General features: G+C 45.3%; 17 protein-coding genes. 10 read left to right on the forward strand and 7 right to left on the reverse strand.

Annotation, left to right across the window (positions count from 1 at the left end; genetic code table 11):
* Positions 1–80: 80 nt before the first annotated feature.
* Genes VK179_19115 through VK179_19130 form a run of 4 tightly spaced genes read right to left on the reverse strand, consistent with a single transcriptional unit; the run spans position 81 to position 4348 of the window.
* Positions 81–1298: an MFS transporter gene (locus tag VK179_19115; protein ID HLO60869.1), complete on the reverse strand. Its 1218-nt coding sequence runs from the start codon at positions 1296–1298 to the stop codon at positions 81–83.
* Positions 1288–2145 carry a cation diffusion facilitator family transporter gene (locus VK179_19120; protein HLO60870.1) on the reverse strand — a complete coding sequence of 286 codons (858 nt, stop codon included), beginning with the start codon at positions 2143–2145 and terminating at the stop codon, positions 1288–1290. Before VK179_19120 ends, VK179_19115 begins: the two co-directional genes overlap by 11 nt.
* Positions 2146–2172: 27 nt before the next feature.
* Complete coding sequence (locus VK179_19125; GenBank protein HLO60871.1) at positions 2173–3114, reverse strand: nitrilase family protein; 942 nt, start codon at positions 3112–3114, stop codon at positions 2173–2175.
* Position 3115: 1 nt separating this feature from the next.
* Entirely contained in the window at positions 3116–4348 is a 1233-nt protein-coding gene (locus VK179_19130) for an MFS transporter (GenBank protein HLO60872.1), read from the reverse strand.
* 125 nt (positions 4349–4473) lie between these two features.
* Here VK179_19130 and VK179_19135 point away from each other — a divergent pair, with 125 nt between their 5' ends.
* The 10 genes from VK179_19135 to VK179_19180 all read left to right on the forward strand — a co-directional run bounded on the left by VK179_19135 (position 4474) and on the right by VK179_19180 (position 15477).
* Positions 4474–4947 carry a glyoxalase/bleomycin resistance/extradiol dioxygenase family protein gene (locus tag VK179_19135; GenBank protein HLO60873.1) on the forward strand — a complete coding sequence of 158 codons (474 nt, stop codon included), beginning with the start codon at positions 4474–4476 and terminating at the stop codon, positions 4945–4947.
* Positions 4948–5028: 81 nt separating this feature from the next.
* On the forward strand, positions 5029–5298 hold the full coding sequence (locus VK179_19140) for a hypothetical protein (GenBank protein ID HLO60874.1): 270 nt from the start codon (positions 5029–5031) through the stop codon (positions 5296–5298).
* Positions 5255–6331, forward strand: coding sequence for a substrate-binding domain-containing protein (locus tag VK179_19145; protein ID HLO60875.1), 1077 nt, complete (start codon positions 5255–5257; stop codon positions 6329–6331). The genes VK179_19140 and VK179_19145 overlap by 44 nt, the downstream gene beginning before the upstream one ends.
* Before the next feature lie 5 nt (positions 6332–6336).
* Positions 6337–7188: an SDR family oxidoreductase gene (locus VK179_19150; GenBank protein HLO60876.1), complete on the forward strand. Its 852-nt coding sequence runs from the start codon at positions 6337–6339 to the stop codon at positions 7186–7188.
* Positions 7189–7205: 17 nt separating this feature from the next.
* A complete protein-coding gene (locus tag VK179_19155; protein ID HLO60877.1) occupies positions 7206–8480 on the forward strand; it encodes a lactate racemase domain-containing protein in 1275 nt (424 codons plus the stop codon).
* A gap of 165 nt (positions 8481–8645) precedes the next feature.
* The gene (locus VK179_19160; protein HLO60878.1) at positions 8646–10091 is read left to right on the forward strand and encodes an MFS transporter; all 1446 of its coding nucleotides are present in this window, start codon (positions 8646–8648) and stop codon (positions 10089–10091) included.
* On the forward strand, positions 10088–11503 hold the full coding sequence (uxaC, locus tag VK179_19165) for a glucuronate isomerase (protein HLO60879.1): 1416 nt from the start codon (positions 10088–10090) through the stop codon (positions 11501–11503). The genes VK179_19160 and uxaC overlap by 4 nt, the downstream gene beginning before the upstream one ends.
* Positions 11504–11567: 64 nt before the next feature.
* The gene (locus tag VK179_19170; protein HLO60880.1) at positions 11568–12917 is read left to right on the forward strand and encodes a Gfo/Idh/MocA family oxidoreductase; all 1350 of its coding nucleotides are present in this window, start codon (positions 11568–11570) and stop codon (positions 12915–12917) included.
* A gap of 10 nt (positions 12918–12927) precedes the next feature.
* Positions 12928–14232 carry a Gfo/Idh/MocA family oxidoreductase gene (locus VK179_19175; protein ID HLO60881.1) on the forward strand — a complete coding sequence of 435 codons (1305 nt, stop codon included), beginning with the start codon at positions 12928–12930 and terminating at the stop codon, positions 14230–14232.
* Between the two features lie 3 nt (positions 14233–14235).
* Complete coding sequence (locus tag VK179_19180) at positions 14236–15477, forward strand: tagaturonate epimerase family protein (GenBank protein ID HLO60882.1); 1242 nt, start codon at positions 14236–14238, stop codon at positions 15475–15477.
* Between the two features lie 82 nt (positions 15478–15559).
* On the opposite strand, the gene VK179_19185 is transcribed toward VK179_19180, so the two are convergent.
* From VK179_19185 to VK179_19195, 3 genes are all read right to left on the reverse strand, one after another.
* A complete protein-coding gene (locus tag VK179_19185; GenBank protein HLO60883.1) occupies positions 15560–16744 on the reverse strand; it encodes an aldo/keto reductase in 1185 nt (394 codons plus the stop codon).
* A 23-nt stretch (positions 16745–16767) separates the two neighbouring features.
* Positions 16768–17436 carry a bifunctional 4-hydroxy-2-oxoglutarate aldolase/2-dehydro-3-deoxy-phosphogluconate aldolase gene (locus tag VK179_19190; GenBank protein HLO60884.1) on the reverse strand — a complete coding sequence of 223 codons (669 nt, stop codon included), beginning with the start codon at positions 17434–17436 and terminating at the stop codon, positions 16768–16770.
* Positions 17437–17626: 190 nt separating this feature from the next.
* Positions 17627–18658 carry a sugar kinase gene (locus VK179_19195; GenBank protein ID HLO60885.1) on the reverse strand — a complete coding sequence of 344 codons (1032 nt, stop codon included), beginning with the start codon at positions 18656–18658 and terminating at the stop codon, positions 17627–17629.
* Between the last annotated feature and the right edge of the window lie 56 nt (positions 18659–18714).

Consider the following 18714-nt stretch of genomic DNA (forward strand, 5'->3'; position numbering starts at 1 on the left):
TGCCTTTCACAAGGACAACAGGAAACCTGAAATGTATTTCACTTTACCTCAACAGCCGGGAATAAAGATAAGACTCACAATTAATTAGAAACCGATAATTTTCTTTTTTGCGCTTTTTGAAATAATGCCATAAGTGAAGCCGCCAGAATGGCCATTGCTCCGCCGAAATAGAAAGCTGCAGCAGGAGTTACACGATCGTAGAGAAGTCCGGCAATCAGACTTGCAGGCAACAGCGTGATGCCGAGCATGGCATGGTATATTCCGAAACCTGTTCCTTTTATAGCAGTTCCAGTCAGATCAGAAATGAGGGCTTTCTGGCTTCCATCACTGAAAGCACTATAGACGCCATAAAAAACAAAGGCCAGGATGAGCAAGGGAATTGAACTGAAAGTACCGAAAAGAAAATAGACAAGCGCGTATACAAGGAATCCCCATGTAATCAGTTTTTCGCGACCGATTCGGTCGGATAGCTTCCCTGCAGGTATGGCCAGAAGAACGGAAACCGAATTAAAAATCATGTAGATAAAGGGAATATACGTCGATTTGACCCCACTTTCACTTGTCTTCACCAGGAGAAGTGCGTCAGTTGAATTTCCAAGAGAAAAGATAAACAGAATTCCGAGGACAATAAAATAGTTTCGTGGCAGCTGCTTCCATGAGGACAGGCGGACTTTGGTGCTGCCTGAATCGGTGCGGGCTTCACGGATAAAAACAATGACTGAAATGACACCAAGCAAAGCCGGCAAGCCTGCGGCTATAAAAATATACTCATACTTCAGCGGAAACAGAGCCAGAAACAAGAAGGCAATCAGTGGTCCGATGATGGCTCCGCTGTTATCCATAGCTTTGTGAAATCCGAAACTTTTCCCTGCTTCATTTTTTTGAATAGAGGCACTGATGAGGCTGTCCCTCGGAGCTGTACGTAACCCTTTACCTATGCGTTCGGCAAAACGGAGGAACAGTACCTGCAATGGACTTATAACACCGGCATATAAAGGAGTTACCAATGCTGTCAATCCGTATCCGATTATCATAAATGGTTTGTTCCGTCCCACCCGGTCACTCCAGAACCCCGAAACGGCTTTTAGAAGAGAAGCCGTACTTTCAGCAATACCTTCAATCAGCGACAAGGTTGTTTTTGATGCGCCTATCGACAACAGGAATAGTGGCATCACACTGTACACCATTTTGATGGAAGTGTCGGTAAGGAAGCTTGTAATACCGGTGAAGAAGATATTGCGGTCGAATCCGAAATAACGTGATCTTTTGTTGTTCGGGTGGCTGAATTTACGGTTCATTTACTGGTTCAACATGAATATTGATGTTTATATGGGCAATTTTGTTCTCAATTTCCGATTCTATCTGATCGCAGATCGAATGGACTTCTTTCAGGCTCATGTTTTCAGGCATCTCAAGGTGCAGTTCGGCAAAACGGTAATGGCCCGACTTTCTGGTCCTGAGATCATGGAAACCGATATTTCTTTTTGTAATCTCTTCACGGATGATTTTGTTCTCTTCATCTGAAAGTGATGCATCAAGCAAGGGTGAAAAGGCATTTTTCAAAAGGCGGTAGGATTCACGGATTATCATGAGGGCCACAATAATTGCAACGACCGGGTCGAGTATTGTCCAACGGGTAATCCAGATCAGGATCAGTCCGACTGCCACTCCGAGTGATGTAAGAACATCAGTTTTCAGGTGCAGGGCGTCGGCTTCAAGGGCAATCGAATCGGTTTTGCGGGCCACTTTGTAGAGTTTTTTTGAAACGAGAAAATTGACAATAGCTGAAATGCCCATAACAACACTGCCGATCTGAATATTTTCGACTTTTGTGGGATTTGATATTTTATGAATGGCTTCGTAAATGATCCAGCCTGCAGCCACAAAGATGAGCATGGCTTCAATAACCCCTGAAACATTTTCAAATTTACCGTGTCCGTAAGGATGTTCCTTATCCGGAGGGGTGTTAGAAAACTTGACCGAAAAAAAGGCAATAATGGCTGCCAGAAGGTCCATCCCTGAATGAATGGCCTCTGAAAGGATACTCACAGATCCGCTGATGAGCCCGGCCACCACTTTCATTGTGATTAAAAGCGAGTTTGAGATTATGGAAAGCCTGGCAGTTTTAACTTTTTCTGAAGACATTGTTGAAATGGTAATGATATAAGGGTTTTACATCCAGATTACTTTTTGAACAGCCTTATGGTCCATGCCTATTATGTCGCGGTACAATTCAGGCCTCCTTGCCATAAGGTAGCGATGACCTCCTGAAAGCGTCAATTTTTCGGGAGTGATCACATGAGAGATCACATCGTCTCCCAGGGTTCTGCATTCTGCCAGGATATCTCCGAACGGATCGATAATCATCGAACAGCCATTTTTAAGCTGGTCATCGTCCATGCCAATGGGATTGGAAAACACAACATAAATCCCATTATCATAAGCTCTTGCCGGAAGCCATTTCATCAGCCAGTCGCGACCTTTCATTCCGTCAAACTCGATTCGCAGTGATGCAGGATCATTTTCCCTGTTTTGCCAGAGGGCAGGATCCACAAAACCGGCACCGGGACGTGTTGAAGGGGTGCACATGGTAACGTGGGGCATGAAAATGATATCGGCCCCCAGCAGTGCGGTAGCCCTTACATTTTCAATGATATTGTTGTCGTAGCATATGAGAATACCGCATTTCCAGCCTTCAAGATCAAAAACGCAATATTCATTACCCGGCGTAAGAAAGGGATTAATAAAAGGATGAAGCTTGCGGAACTTAGCAACCAGTCCGGTTTTATTCACGCAGATATAGGTTTTGTATAACTGATGATCGCTGTCCTTCTCAAATAATCCCGCAAGAATGGCAATATTGTTTTTCGATGCAATTTCCTGCAGGGCCTTTGTGCTTTCCCCGTCAGGGATAAGTTCGGCAAGGCCCAGCATTTGTTCACGTGAAAGTTTGCGGGCAAAAGTATACCCGGTTACCGAACACTCATGAAATGCAACAGCCCTGGCACCTTGTGAAGCGGCCTTTTTAGAAAGGCTGTCAATTACCGAAAGATTGTATTTCTTATCACCGCTTTTGTTTTCAAACTGAGCGGTCGCAATTTTAAGATTTTCCATATCAGATTGGCTCAAGATAGTCTAGTTCCTTGCCATAGGTTTCTTCGGTGAAAAATACCGACACCAGGGCAATACCAATGAAAAGAATACCGGTGACGACACCGGCAGTCCATAACCCGGTCACCGGTGAAAGTGAACCCAGCATCAGGGTCATCAGGATAGTAGCGCCTCTTACAAAGTTTGGCGCCGTGGTGGTTACGGTTGCCCGTATGTTCGTTCCGAATTGTTCGGCAGCTGCGGTGACAAATATCGCCCATAAGCCACCCATGGGAATTCCCAATATAAGAAGGACAATATACACAGCTAACGGCCTTGCATTGAAAAGTGAAAAATAGACTGCTGTCAGCACCGCTATGCAACAGGTAGCCACGATGATGGCTTTTTTTCGGGATCGGAAAACAAGAGAAATATATCCGAAAAGGAAGCTGCCTATGGCTGCGCCTGTGTAGTGAAGCATAACAGAGGTTGATCCCTTTACTGTTCCCTGTATATGCAGCGCTGCTGCAAATGAAGGAGCGTTTATCGTAAGAATGCTCACGGTGTACCATGTAGGAAGAGCTAATAGCGCGCAAAAAATAAACTTCCGGAAACGCTTAATATTGGTGAACAGTGCAAGGAAATTACCTTTACTTACTGATTGTGATTTTGCCTTTTCATACATACCTGACTCGTACACGGCGATCCGCATCACGAGCAGAAGAAGGCCGAGTCCGCCTCCTGTAAAATAGGCTGCCCTCCAGTTGAATCGCTCGGCAACCACAAAAGCAAGCACAGCCCCCAGGATTCCGATTCCTGAAACTATACTGGCTCCCAGTCCTCTTTTTTCCTTTGACATCACCTCAGATACAAGGGTGACGCCAAGTCCGAATTCTCCTGAAAGTCCGAACCCCGCAAAAAATCTCAGCCATGCATATTGATTTACGTGGTATACAAAGCCGTTGGCGATATTTGCCATTGAATAGAGCAGGATGGTGAGGAAAAGAATCGACAGCCGGCCCCGTTTATCGCCCAGTACACCCCAGACTATTCCGCCGAGAAGCATACCAGCCATCTGCATATTCAGGATGAAATTTCCGGTGTTGAACAGATCTGTGCTGCTTGTCAGGCCTAAATCGGTAAGGCTTGGATTCTTAACTATTCCGAAAATGATTAAATCATAAATATCGACGAAATAGCCAAGTGCAGCGACAATTACAACAATATTCAGCACCTTGCGGGAAGAAGCGGAATTCATTTTTTTGAAATAATGGGGCTAAGGTAATAATTAAGGATGAGTCATAAAATTTCATTTGATAACCAAAAACAATTAATGCGGGTACGTTGTTTGTTTACACACGAATTGAAAATCCTTAACAACATATGCCAGTTAAAGCTCCAAAACCGGTTCCCGAAGGGATGAACACAGTTACTGTCCAACTTTTTTATAAAGGTAATTGCAAAGAAGCCATTGAATTTTATAAAAAAGCATTTAATGCTTCAGTTGTCGGAAATATTGCCCATGCACCTGACGGCAAAATTATGCACGCCATGATCAAAATCGGGGATACAAACCTGATGATGTCCGATACATTTTCAGACTATACAGAAAATGGCGGGCAGTTAACCGCATCGCTTTTTATGTATGTAGAAAACTGTGATGCCGTTTACAACCAGGCTGTGAAGGCGGGTTGCACTGTAGTTCATGAAATGACGGATGCCTTCTGGGGCGACCGGCTCGGGAGTATTCGCGATCCGTTCAGTCACTTCTGGACCATTGCCTCCTACAAATGGCAGCTCACCCCTGAAGAAGTGGCAAAGGGTCAGGAGGAGTGGGTGAGGTCGATGCAATCCTAACGTCATTGCGAGGAGCCTGAAAAATCAATATTTATTGCAGAATGTAATGCGACGAAGCAATCTGCCTGCACATGAAGGGCATTGCAAAGACTGAAACCGAATACCGAATACAAAAATACCATTGCCGATTTGGCGAGGTTCTGCCTGTTCGGGCAGATTGCTTCACCTCCGCAGGAATCGGAGGTTCGCAATGACGTGCGCTTATCCACCATCCAGTATCCACCATCCAGTATCCAGCATCTTTTTCTTAAAAATCATCTGTTTCTTAAAAATATTCCCTATCTTGCCGTTAACGTACACGACAGGTATGGACCGGATAAAGAAAACATCAAATCAACGGGTTACCATTAAGGATATTGCTTCAATGGCAGGTGTTTCAATTGGAACCGTTGACCGTGTTCTGCATCATCGCGGTGAAGTAAACCAGGAAACCCATGATCGGGTGATGTCATTCATTCAGAAATTGGGTTATACTCCCAACCTGTTGGCAAAATCGCTTGCTCTTAAAAAGAAATTCAATATTGCCGTTCTCATTCCCGATTCAGGCAAAAACAACCCTTACTGGAAAAATCCGATGGAAGGATTTTCAAGGGCATCCCACGAACTAAAGGACTTCAATACCACTATTTCTGTTTCACATTATGATCCGGGGAATGAACAGTCATTTATCGATAAATTTGCATCCATATTATCGTCATCGCCTGACGGCCTTATAATGGCACCCCATTTTCATGATGCGGCTTTAAAACCGATTTCGGTATGTAAAGAAAAGGGAATTCCCCTGATGTTCATTGACAATAACCTGGATGGGCAGGCACTTGCCTATTTCGGACAGGACGCATTTCAAAGCGGTATTGTGGCCGCAAAGCTCATGCATCAAGCTCTTCGTGGGAATGCAATGGTGATTGTCCTGAATATGGCCAGCAACAAGATCATCACCCGGCATATGCAGAAGCGTGAGGATGGTTTCAGGCATTATTTCACCACGCTTCAATCAACAGGGAAAATTGATATTCTGTCTGTTGCCATTGATCTATCACTTAAAAAGGAACCCGCACATTCCCTTAACCGCTTATTTGAGGAATACCCGTCTATTTCGGGAATTTTTGTTACCAATTCAAGGGTATACAGGGTTGCCCCTGTTTCGGAGAAGCATCAGCCTGTTGTTCTGATCGGCTATGACCTGGTGGATGACAACATTCGCTATCTTGAAAAAGGCAGCATAAGCTTCCTGATATGCCAGAAACCGCAGGAACAGGCATACAAATCGGCCATGGCCATGTTCAGTTATCTTCTCTCAAAAAAGCCGGCTGAAGAGATCAATTACAGCGCCATTGACATCATTGTGAAAGAGAATGTACAGTATTACAAAAACAATAATTGAATTCTATGAGAAAAATCGACTTTTCGGGTTTGAAAGATAAGGTATGCGTAATAACCGGCGGGGCAGGGATTATTGGAAGATCGGTTTGTGAGGCACTTGCGGTTTCGGGTATAAAAACTGCAATAATTGATCTCAATCCGGAATCGGCAGGAAAACTTGCAGATGAGTTAACATCACAAACCGGCACACCATGCATAGCTGTTGCAGGCAATGTACTGGATAAAGAATCTTTGATTTCCGCACGCTCAGAAATCATCAGCCGGTTGGGCAAGGTCGATTTTCTCATCAACGGTGCCGGCGGAAACTCACCTGCAGCCACCACAAAGCAGGAGCAAATTGAGAGACCGGGGAAATTTGATGCATCTGAAACTTTCTTTGGCCTTGATTTGAGCGGATTTGACAAGGTATTTGCCCTCAATTTTTCAGGAACTTTGTTGCCAACAATGGTTTTCGTTCCTGAAATGATTGAGCGCGGAGAAGGTGTGGTGATCAATATTTCATCGATGAACTCGTTCAGACCTCTTACCAAAATTCCTGCCTATTCAGCCGCCAAAGCATCGGTTAACAATTTTACGCAATGGTTGTCTGTTCACCTTGCAAAAACCGGTGTCAGGGTGAATGCCATAGCACCTGGTTTTTTTCTTACAAACCAGAACCGGTTTTTATTGATCGATGAGAAAACAGGACTTGCCACACCAAGGGGGATGAAAATAATGGCCAACACACCCATGGGAAAATACGGCGAACCGGGCGATTTGCAGGGTGCCGTATTATTCCTGCTTTCAGAATGGTCTTCATTTATTACAGGCATTGTGTTACCGGTAGACGGAGGATACAGCGCCTATGGAGGAGTGTAAACGATTAATGGAAAGATATGATTTACTGTGATACCGGATCAGTGCCGAAAAGCTTATCTGACAGCGATCTGAAATTGCTGTTGTTTAAAGTTCTTGATCAGCTTGGCGACAGGAAAAGGGTACTTATTGTACCTCCTGATTTTACACGTTTTCATTCTTATGCCGGGAAACTTACCTCCCTGGTTTATGAGTTTTACGGCAGAAACGTCACAGACATACTGCCCGCCCTGGGTACCCATTCTCCTATGACGGCCGGTCAGATTAAAATCATGTTCCCCGGAGTGCCTGAAGAGCTCTTCAGGGTTCATGACTGGCGTAATGATGTGGTCACCGTGGGAAAGGTGCCTGGAAGCTACGTAGCTGAAATTACAGGCGGTGCCCTTTCATTCGAATGGCCGGCCCAGATAAACCGCCTTATATGGGAAGGCGGCCATGATATGATCCTTTCAGTGGGGCAGGTGGTGCCTCATGAAGTGATCGGAATGGCCAACTATAATAAGAATTTATTCGTCGGAACCGGCGGATCTGAAGGCATTAATAAAAGTCATTTCCTCGGAGCCGTTTATGGCATGGAAAAGTTAATGGGCATTGCCGACAATCCCGTTCGCAGGTTACTCAATTATGCATCGGAACACTTTATTAATAGCCTGCCTGTTGTATATATCCATACCGTAATTGGTCGCGATGAAACCGGCTGCCTTGCAGTAAAAGGACTTTTCATCGGCAATGATCATGAAGTATTCACCAGGGCTGCGGAACTTTCAGTTAAGGTAAACTTCACAACGCTTGACAATCCGCTCAAAAAAGTGATTGTATATCTTGATCCTTCTGAATTCAAAAGCACCTGGCTCGGCAACAAAAGTATTTACCGCACACGAATGGCACTGGCGGACGGAGGCGAGCTCATCGTACTTGCACCGGGCGTGAAAGAATTCGGCGAAGATCCTGAAATCGACCGGCTCATCAGAAAATACGGTTATTTTGGTACACCGGAAACCCTCAGGAAACTGAAAGAAAATAATGACCTTGCCGGCAACCTCAGTGCAGCGGCACACCTTATTCACGGAAGTTCTGAAGGCAGGTTTTCAATTACATATTGTCCCGGCCATCTGAGCCGTCGCGAAATAGAATCAGTAAATTTCAAATACGCCGCGTATGAAGAGATGAGCAAACGCTATAATCCGGCAGAACTGAAGGACGGATTTAACACAATGACTGACGGAGAGGAAATTTATTATATTTCGAATCCTGCACTGGGACTATGGGCTTGGAAGGGAAGGGTTTCCGGATAGGGATCAGGGAACAGGGATCAGGGATCATTTAAAAGCACATAGGTCCCATAAGTCCCATAGGTCTCAGTAATGAGCACTGAACAAGGAACACCGATTTAAGATTTAAGAACTTTTACCAGACCAGCAGACTAACAGACAAACAGACTACAGACTAACAGACTAACCATGACACAAACCATCTCAAAATTCCGCTGGACGATTTGTTCCCTGTTGTTTTTTGCCACAACGATCAATTACCTTGACAGGCAGGTTTTGTCGCTTACATGGGATGAATTTATCAAACCTGAATTTCACTGGAACGAATCGCATTATGGCACCATCACCTCATTCTTTTCTATATTTTATGCGGTTTGTATGTTGTTTGCCGGGCGCTTTGTGGAGTGGATGGGAACAAAAAGGGGGTTTCTTTGGGCAATAGGGGTTTGGAGTGCCGGTGCCTGCCTTCATGCAGTGTGCGGACAGGTAACCCAGGCAAATGTCGGGCTGCACAGTGCAGCTGAACTCACAACTGCCACAGGTGACATGGCTGTTAAGATTGCTACGGTCAGCATGTGGTGCTTTTTATTTGCAAGAGGTATCCTGGCCTTCGGTGAGGCCGGTAATTTCCCGGCAGCCATTAAGACCACTGCCGAATACTTTCCGAAAAAAGACAGGGCTTTCGCCACATCTATTTTCAATGCCGGGGCTTCCATCGGGGCGCTGTTCGCCCCTTTATCCATTCCGCCCCTGGCAAAGCATTTCGGATGGGAGACTGCATTTATCCTCATCGGGGCCCTGGGATTCATCTGGATGGCCTTCTGGGTCTTTCTTTACGACAAACCTGCAAACAGCAGGCATGTAAATGAATATGAACTGAGATATATCGAGCAAGACAGGAATGAGGAACCGGATAACAGCAAAAAAGAAGAAACAAGGATACCGTTCTTTCAAACTTTCTCTTACAGGCAAACATGGGCTTTTGCTGTGGGCAAGTTCATGACCGACGGTGTATGGTGGTTTTTCCTGTTCTGGACCCCTTCTTACCTGAACACCCAGTTTGGTATCAAAACATCAGAAGGTCTCGGGATGGCGCTGATCTTCACATTATATGCCATTGTCACTATCCTTTCCATTTTCGGAGGGAAACTTCCTACAATCTTCATCAATCGCAGCGGTCAGAATCCCTATGCTGCAAGAATGAAAGCCATGCTTATATTTGCTTTCTTCCCGCTTTTTGTACTGCTGGCTCAACCACTGGGAATGAAGTTTGCCGACCTGGGAAAAAACGCCGCCTGGATTCCCGTGCTTCTTATTTCTCTTGGCTGTGCCGCTCACCAGGCATGGAGCGCCAATTTATTCTCCACCATCGGCGATATGTTTCCGAAGGGTGCTATTGCTACGGTAACAGGTATTGGCGGTATGGCGGGCGGAATTGGTTCGATGATCCTTCAGAAAGGTGCCGGTAACCTTTTTGTATATGCCGGTAATACCAATATGACGTTCTTCGGCTTCCAGGGAAAGCCTGCAGGTTATTTCATCATATTCTGCATTTGTGCTTTCGCTTATCTGATCGGGTGGACTTTTATGAAAATGCTGGTTCCCAAAATGAAGATCATAACCGTATCACTATGAAAAAATTCCTCGACGAAAATTTCCTGCTTGAAACGGAAACTGCTGAATACCTTTATCATCAATATGCAGCGTCACTTCCGATAATCGATTACCATTGCCACCTTTCACCAAAACAGATTTCAGAAAACAGGAATTTCGAAAATATTACCCAATCCTGGCTTTACGGCGATCATTATAAATGGCGTGCCATGCGTACCAACGGGGTAGACGAGCGCTATTGCTCAGGGGAGGCAACCGACAGGGAAAAATTTGATAAATGGGCTGAAACAGTTCCGTATACAATGCGGAACCCGCTTTATCACTGGACTCACCTCGAACTTCAGCGGTACTTTGAAATTAAAGAATTACTGAGTCCGCTCACAGCTGACAGTATCTATAACAGGACAGCTGAAATGCTCAGCCATCCCGATTATTCGCCTGTTGGCCTTATCCGCAAAATGAAGGTTGAAGTGGTTTGCACCACTGATGATCCGATTGATTCACTTGAATACCACGGAAAGGTAAAAGCCTCTCATCCTGAAATATCAATGATTCCCGCCTGGAGACCGGATAAATTGCTGAATATTGATAATGGAGGACCATTCAATGATTACATCCGGAACCTTGAATCGTTAACAGCAATAGCAATCACTGGTTTCGACACCTTGCTGGAAGCCATGGACAAGAGGCATGAATTCTTTCACTCGTCAGGGTGCAGGCTTTCTGATCACGGTCTTGAAACATTTTACACGGAACCGTACACACATTCCGAATTGAATGTCATTCTCGGCAAAGCAAGGCAGGGATTGAAAATCTCAAATGAGGAATCCTTAAAATTTAAATCTGCACTGCTGTATGAAATGGCTGTAATGGATCACAAAAGGGGATGGGCACAGCAGTTTCACATTGGTGCCATGCGCAACAATAACACCCGCATGTTGAAAACCATTGGTCCCGATGGAGGATTTGATTCGATAGGCGATTACAGGTATGCATCCGCCATGTCGGCTTTCCTCGACAGGCTTAATCTTGAAAACAAACTTACAAAGACCATACTGTATAATCTCAATCCTGCAGACAATGAAATCATAGCCACCATGGCCGGTAATTTCCAGGATGGAAGTTTCCCGGGTAAGATACAGTTCGGCGCTGCCTGGTGGTTCCTCGATCAGAAAGAAGGAATTGAAAAGCAACTTAACGCCCTCTCAAACCTGGGACTTTTAAGCCGGTTTGTCGGTATGCTCACCGATTCCCGGAGCCTGTTGTCGTATCCGAGGCACGAATATTTCAGGCGCATCCTGTGCAACCTGATCGGCCGTGATGTTGAAAAAGGTGAACTGCCTGATGATAAGGCATGGCTTGGCAAAATAATCGAAGACGTTTGTTACAGGAATGCTAAGAATTACTTTAATTTTAAGAAAGAAAAATCCTGACATCCTCGGAGACCTGTCAGCGTTTTTTCTTTCTTTAACCCGAAAGACAACTAAAATAACTCATATGACCAACACGAATAATTCCCGCCGTGATTTTATAAAGAAAGCCGGACTCGGTGCATCCGCCCTGGCAATCGGAGGCATCGGATTCCCAGCATCTTCTTATGCAAGGATTGTAGGAGCCAACGAAAGAATGAATTTTGCAATGATTGGCTGTTACAGGCGCTTCAATGCTTACATGGATTCGTTGCCCAAACTCACCGATGACATCAATGTAGTGTATGTGTGCGATGTGGACAAAATCAGAATGGCAGATGCCCAGGCAAAAGTTTCAGAGAAAATGGGCTATAAACCAGATGCAGAGGAAGATTTGCGAAATATCCTTGAGGATAAAAAGGTAGATGCAGTTGTTATTGCCATTCCCGATCACTGGCACGCGCCTGCCACCTTTATGGCCGTGAAAGCCGGTAAGCATGTATATCTTGAAAAACCATGTTCTCATAATCCGCGTGAAGGCGAATTGCTTGTTGATTTTCAGAAAAAGTACAACAGGGTAATCCAGATGGGCTCACAGCAACGTTCTGCTATTGAAACCCGCGAGATCATAAGCGAAATTCACAAGGGATTGCTGGGTGAAACCTACATGGGTCTGGCGTTCTATTCAAACAGCAGGGGAAAGGTTCCCAATCCGCTGCCTGTCAATCCTCCTCCTACTCTCAATTGGGAGTTGTTCCAGGGACCGGCTCCGAGAGCGCAGTATATGGATGTGTATTTCGATTATAACTGGCACTGGTTCTGGCAATACGGAACAGGTGAAACCGGAAACAATGCCGTTCATGAACTGGATATTTGCCGGTGGGCACTGGAACTCGACTTTCCGAAACGGGTATCCGTAATTGCAGGAAAACAGCATTACCGTGATGACGGCTGGACGATGTACGATACAATGGATGCCTCATTTATATTTCCGAACGGCAAAGTCATTAAGTGGGACGGTAAAAGCAGGTCGAATTACCAGACTTATGGCATGGACCGGGGAAGCATTATTTATGGTTCGCAGGGCACTGCCGTTTTAAACAGGAATGGATATAAAGTTTTCGACCTGGGAGGGAAACTGCTGCTAGAAAGAAAGTCGGAAGAGGTGGCACAGACAACCCAGCCAGGCGGCGCAGGGGGAATGGACGGCCTTCATATTATGAATTTTGTAAATACGATCAGGGGCACTGCTCCCCAGCAAAACCAGCCCATTACTGAAGGAGCGAAAAGCACGCTGCTCGGTCACCTGGCCAATATATCGTACAGGGTGAATGCCCCGCTTGAGCTTAATGAAACCAACGGGCATATCCTGAACAATTCCGAAGCCATGAAGTTATGGGAAAGACAATATGAAAAAGGATGGGAACCGAAATTATAATCCTCAGTTTATGAATTCACGCAGAAATTTTATACGTAATGCCTCATTGTTAACGGCCTTCGCTTTTATTCCTTCATCTGCATTTTCTGTTACCGGAAAACGCGGGCCCAATGATTTGATCCGGGTGGGATTGATAGGTGTGAACGGTATGGGTTTTAATGATCTGACCTCATTTCTTAAAAATCCGGAAGTAGACCTTATCGCCATGTGCGATGTGGACAAAAACCTTCTTGAAAAGCGCGTTGTTGATCTTAAAGACCAGGGAATAACCAAATTTCCGAAAAGGTATTTCGATTACAGGAAAATGCTCGAAAACAAGGATATTGATGTGGTGATCATTGGAACGCCCGATCATTGGCATTGCCTGCAGTTTGTAGATGCGCTTTCTGCCGGAAAGCATGTATATGTCGAAAAGCCCCTGGGAAATTCAATTGCAGAGATCAACGCCATGAAAAAAGCGGTTGAGAAATACGGCAAAATGGTACAGGTAGGCCAGTGGCAAAGAAGTCAGCCTCATTTTGTGGATGCCGTCAGTTTTCTGCGTTCCGGAAAGCTCGGAAGGATAAGAACCTGTAAGGCATGGTCATATGTCGACTGGAAGGGACCAGTTCCTAAAATCCCGAACGAACCTGTTCCTGATGGAGTTGATTATGAAATGTGGCTGGGCCCAGCTCCCTTGAGGCCTTTCAACCGCAACCGCTTTCACTTCACATGGCGGTGGTATTGGGAATATGCAGGGGGCCTGATGACCGACTGGGGCGTTCATCTTATCGACTACATTTTATATGGTATGAATAAGCCGCTTCCTCTGTCAGTTATGGCATCGGGAGGAAAGTATGCATACCCTGAGGATGATATGGTGACACCGGATACACTGACAGCCGTTTATGATTTCGGTGATTTTACTATGATCTGGGAGCATACCATCGGTATCGGCCTGGGTAACTGGAAAAGGCCACACGGCATGTCATATATAGGAGAGAACGGAACACTTGTGCTCGACAGGAACGGTTGGGAGGTGTTCCCTGAAAAGGACAGGATGGAGGCAGTTCCTTTGCAGAAGAATGAAGGTATAGGCCTCGATCTTCATGTAAGGAATTTCATTGACTGTTTGCAGAATAATACCCCTCAGAAATTGAATGCCGGTATTGATATCGGTAAAAATGTGGCTCTGGTGGCTCAAATGGGGAACATTGCCTATCGCACCGGTGAAAAAATTTACTGGAAACAGGATTCACAGACATTCAATTCGGCATCAGCCAACAAATTCATTACGCCTGAATATCAGAACGGATGGAAATTTCCTCAGAGTTAGCCTATGAAAATTGATAAATATTCTTTCGGTACCGGTGACCGTTTCGGAAAAGAAGGTACGGCACAGCTAGATGCCATAAGAGAAATGAACACCCTTGGTATTCCTGTGGTTCCTGTGTGGAATAAATCGAACCGCGAACATTCCATTATCGGTTCGGTGCCGGCCGAAGTAAGGGATGAAGCCCAACGGGCAGTCAGGTCCGCGGGGTATACCGGCAATTACTTTGTGGATGCAGATCACATTAATCTTGAAACGGTTGACCGGTTTATTTCTTCATCCGATTTTTTCACCATTGACGTGGCTCATTTTATAGGCAAGAAAGCTTCGGAAGATGAGGTAGCCGATTTTGTTTCGCACCATGGAAAATACAGGAAACTGGCAATTCCCGGAATCCCGGATGGGCCCGAAATCAGGGAGGATTTTCTGAAGAAGCTTGCAGAGAATTACCTGGTGGCACTTCATGAAGTAAAAAAAATCTATGATCGAATTATTACTGCCAAAGGGCCGGGCACATTTATTACGGAAGTTTCCGTTGATGAGGCTGAAATGGTTCAGGGACCGGTTGAATTGTTCTTCATCCTGGCTGAATTGAAACACCTGGATGTGGAGGTTCAGACAATTGCCCCGAAATTCTCTGGATTGTTTGCCAAAGGAATTGATTACATCGGGGACACAAGCGCTTTTTCAGATGAGTTTGAGAATGATGTGGCTGTTGTTAAGTTTGCCATCAGCGAACTGGGACTGGCTGACAGTTTGAAGTTAAGTGTGCACAGCGGAAGCGACAAGTTTTCGATATATCCGTCAATTAAAAAGGCCATTCAGAAATTTGATACCGGGATTCATGTAAAAACGGCCGGTACTACCTGGCTTGAAGAAGTGATCGGACTGGCAGAAGCAGGGAAAAACGGTCTGGCCATGGCAAAGGAAATATATGCGAAATCCTTTGAGCGCTTTGATGAGCTCGCCGGTCCCTATGCCACAGTTCTGAAAATCGACCGGTCAGAACTTCCGTCGCCGACTGAAGTAGATACCTGGAGCAGCATTCATTTTGCCGATGCATTGACACATGACACCCGTTGTTCGGCGTATAACCCGCATTTCAGGCAGCTGATCCATGTGGGGTATAAAATTGCTGCGGAAATGGGACAATCATTCCGTGACGCCCTCGACGAACATCATGAAATTATTGCATCCAGGGTAAAGCACAACCTGCTTGAAAAACACCTGAAGAGGCTGTTTCTGTAGCTTTTTAGCTTTTAAGCAGGTTAGCATTTTAGTAGATTCAACCTATAGCCTATAGCCTATAGCCTATAGCCTATAGCCTTGTTTATGCCAGGAACTCTTCGGGAACATCGCCGATGCGGCTTATATTCCTGATTTTTTCCTTAACATCAAATCCTGCGCTGCAAACCACGCTGCAATTATCACATTCTCCGCAGGCATCTGCGCCTGCTGCCATGTCAAAAGTCTGGCGGGCATGATGCATGTTCCTGTAACCGTAAGCATACATATAACTCCGCATCAGTGTGGGTATGTCGACGTTTTGTTTACACTGATCCCTGCAGTCCTGGCATTGCAGGCAGAACAGTCCCGGTTCACCTGCTGAAGCCAACCTGAGGTCCTTAAGTTCCTGGTCTGTCATGTTCAGATCTTTTAACAGGGCAAGATTGGCCTGCAGCTCATCAAAAGTTGTCATGCCCGACATAACGGTATGCATATTCGGATTCTTCAAAACCCATTTAAGGGCGGCCTGGGAGTTGATTGGTTGAGTGCGTCCGCTGTCCCAGTATCCTCCAGCCATGCTTTTCATAACAATAAAGCCTAATCCGGCTTTGGCACCGTAATCAATGGCGTCTTTCACTGCCTGTGCCTCATTCATCCTGAAATTGTATGCCATCATCACCACATCGTAAATACCGGTATCAGCCGCAGCTGTTACGGCCTGGTCGGAGAAGCTGTGGGTAGCAATACCTATGTAACGGGCCTTTCCAGATTTTTTGAAATCCTCCATGGTTCGGAGCAACGGCTCAAAAAACACGGATTCTTTTTTTGCTGCAAAAGGAAGGAAAAGAATATCGAGGTAATCCACATTCAGTCGCTTCATGCTGGCTTCGATGTCAGCTTTGAACGCTTCACCGGCAGAAGGGTCGGTAAAAAGGCCATTCTGGTGATCGGTTCCCTTTGGCATGGAACTGGTTGCCACCATGAATGAATCTCTGGGAAGGCCTTTAAACACCTGGCCGAGCATGGCTTCATTATTGCCGTTTCCATAGTATGTGGATGTGCCGAACAGTTTAACTCCGCTTTCAAGGACGCTTTTCACGAGGGCAGGATTGTTTGTGTCGCCTGTTCCCATGCTGAGAACCGGTATTTTTAAACCGGTTTTTCCAAGTGTTCTTACCGGGAGTTCTTCCTTTAATCTAAAGTTGGTTCCTTGTGCTGCGGAAGGTATCAGTGCAGCACCCGATAAGCCGATGAGGCTTTTTTTAATAAAATCTCTGCGGTGGTTCATAATAGGTTTATTAGTGGGTATATTTATTTATATTTCCTTGCTATCTCAAGCACATAATTGCAGATAGTGGTGATCTGCCCGAAGTCACCTTTTTCAAGCCAGCCTTTTTTAATGAGCTGTGAACCCATTCCCACACAGGCAGCACCGGCTTTAAACCAGGCGCCCAAGCTTTCTTCGGTAGGCTCAACACCACCTGTAGGCATAATATGGGTCCACGGCATAGGCCCTTTAATGGCTTCAATGAATCCCGGTCCCCCGACCTGGCTGCCCGGAAACATTTTCACAATTTCAGCTCCAAGTTCTTCCGCTTTTGAAATTTCAGTCACCGATCCGCATCCTGGTGCCCACATAATCTTCCTGCGGTTACACACTTTGGCCATGTCCTCGTTCAGAACGGGTGAGACAATGAATCCCGCGCCCATCTGTATATAAATTGAGGCGGTTCCTGCATCCACCACGGATCCTGCTCCCAGGATCATTTCAGGAAGTTCCTGAAGTGCATATTTGTTGAGGTCGCGGAATACCTCATGGGCAAAATCGCCCCGGTTGGTAAATTCGAAAACCCTGATTCCACCGTCGTAGCAGGCTTTCAGTACCTGTTTGCACAGTTGAATGTCCTTGTGATAAAATACCGGCACAATTCCGGTTTCCATCATGGTGACTGCGACTTGTATGCGGGTAAAGCGGGACATGTTGTTTTGTTTGAGGTTTGTAGTTTGTAGTCTCAAAGTTGTTTCATGTTGTTTCAAAGTTGTTTCATGTTGTTTCAGGTTGTTTCGTTTTGTGGGTTAGGAATAGTTATTCAAAAATTTCGGAACAATTGTAATTATTTTGAAACCATATGAAACCATATGAAACCATATGAAACAACATAAAAAACACTTACCTGGAAACCCTCCCCGACCCGTCACCGCTCATCAGTTTTTCTACTTCATCAACGGTTACAAGGTTGAAATCGCCGGGTATGGTGTGTTTCAGGCATGAGGCGGCCACTGCAAAATCAAGTGCCTTCTGGTCGCTGTCATATGTATTCATACCATAAATAAGACCGCCCATAAAGGAATCTCCCCCTCCCACACGGTCCACAATATGTGTGATATCATAAACCGGGGCTATTAACAGGTCTATTCCGTTCCACAGCACTCCGCTCCAGGTGTTGTGATTAGCATTTACCGAACCGCGAAGCGTTATTACAACCTTTTTCGCATTGGGAAACCGGGTCATCAGCTGCCTGCAAACGGATTCATAATCTGAGGCATCCACATGGCCGCCAGTAATGTCTGCATTTTCAGGTTTGATACCGAATACTTTTTCGGCATCTTCTTCATTACCCAGGATGATATTGCAGCCTGAAACCAGTTCAGGCATTACTTCGGAAGCTTTTTTACCGTATTTCCAAAGGTTTTTTCTGTAATTAAGATCAGTTGATACAGTTATCCCCTTTTTATTTGCAGTTTTAATCGCTTCCAGGCACGCATCAGCGGCACCCTGTGAAATAGCAGGTGTTATGCCGGTCCAGTGAAACCATTGCACGTCTTCCAATGCCTTTTCCCAGTCGATCATTCCTTTTTCAATAGTAGCAATGGATGAATGGGCCCTGTCGTAAATCACCTTGCTGGCCCTTGCAACAGCTCCCGTTTCGAGGAAGTAAATACCGATTCTTTCACCGCCATAGATGATTTTTTCAATACCCACACCGAATTTTCTTAACTCCATGGTACAGGCAGCGGCAATATCATTTTCGGGAAGCCGGGTAATAAAATCAACAGGCATCCCAAAATTGGCAAGCGATACGGCAACATTGGCTTCTCCTCCACCAAAGCAAACGTTATATTGATGAGACTGTGAAAATCTCTCAAATCCTGGCGTAGAAAGGCGAAGCATAATTTCGCCGAAAGTTGCGACTTTGATCATGGGCTTTATTTATCAATCAAATTTATTCGATTTATTCATTTAATCGTAAATCGTAA

The organism is Bacteroidales bacterium, from assembly GCA_035299085.1.
Taxonomy (GTDB): Bacteria; Bacteroidota; Bacteroidia; order Bacteroidales; family UBA10428; genus UBA5072.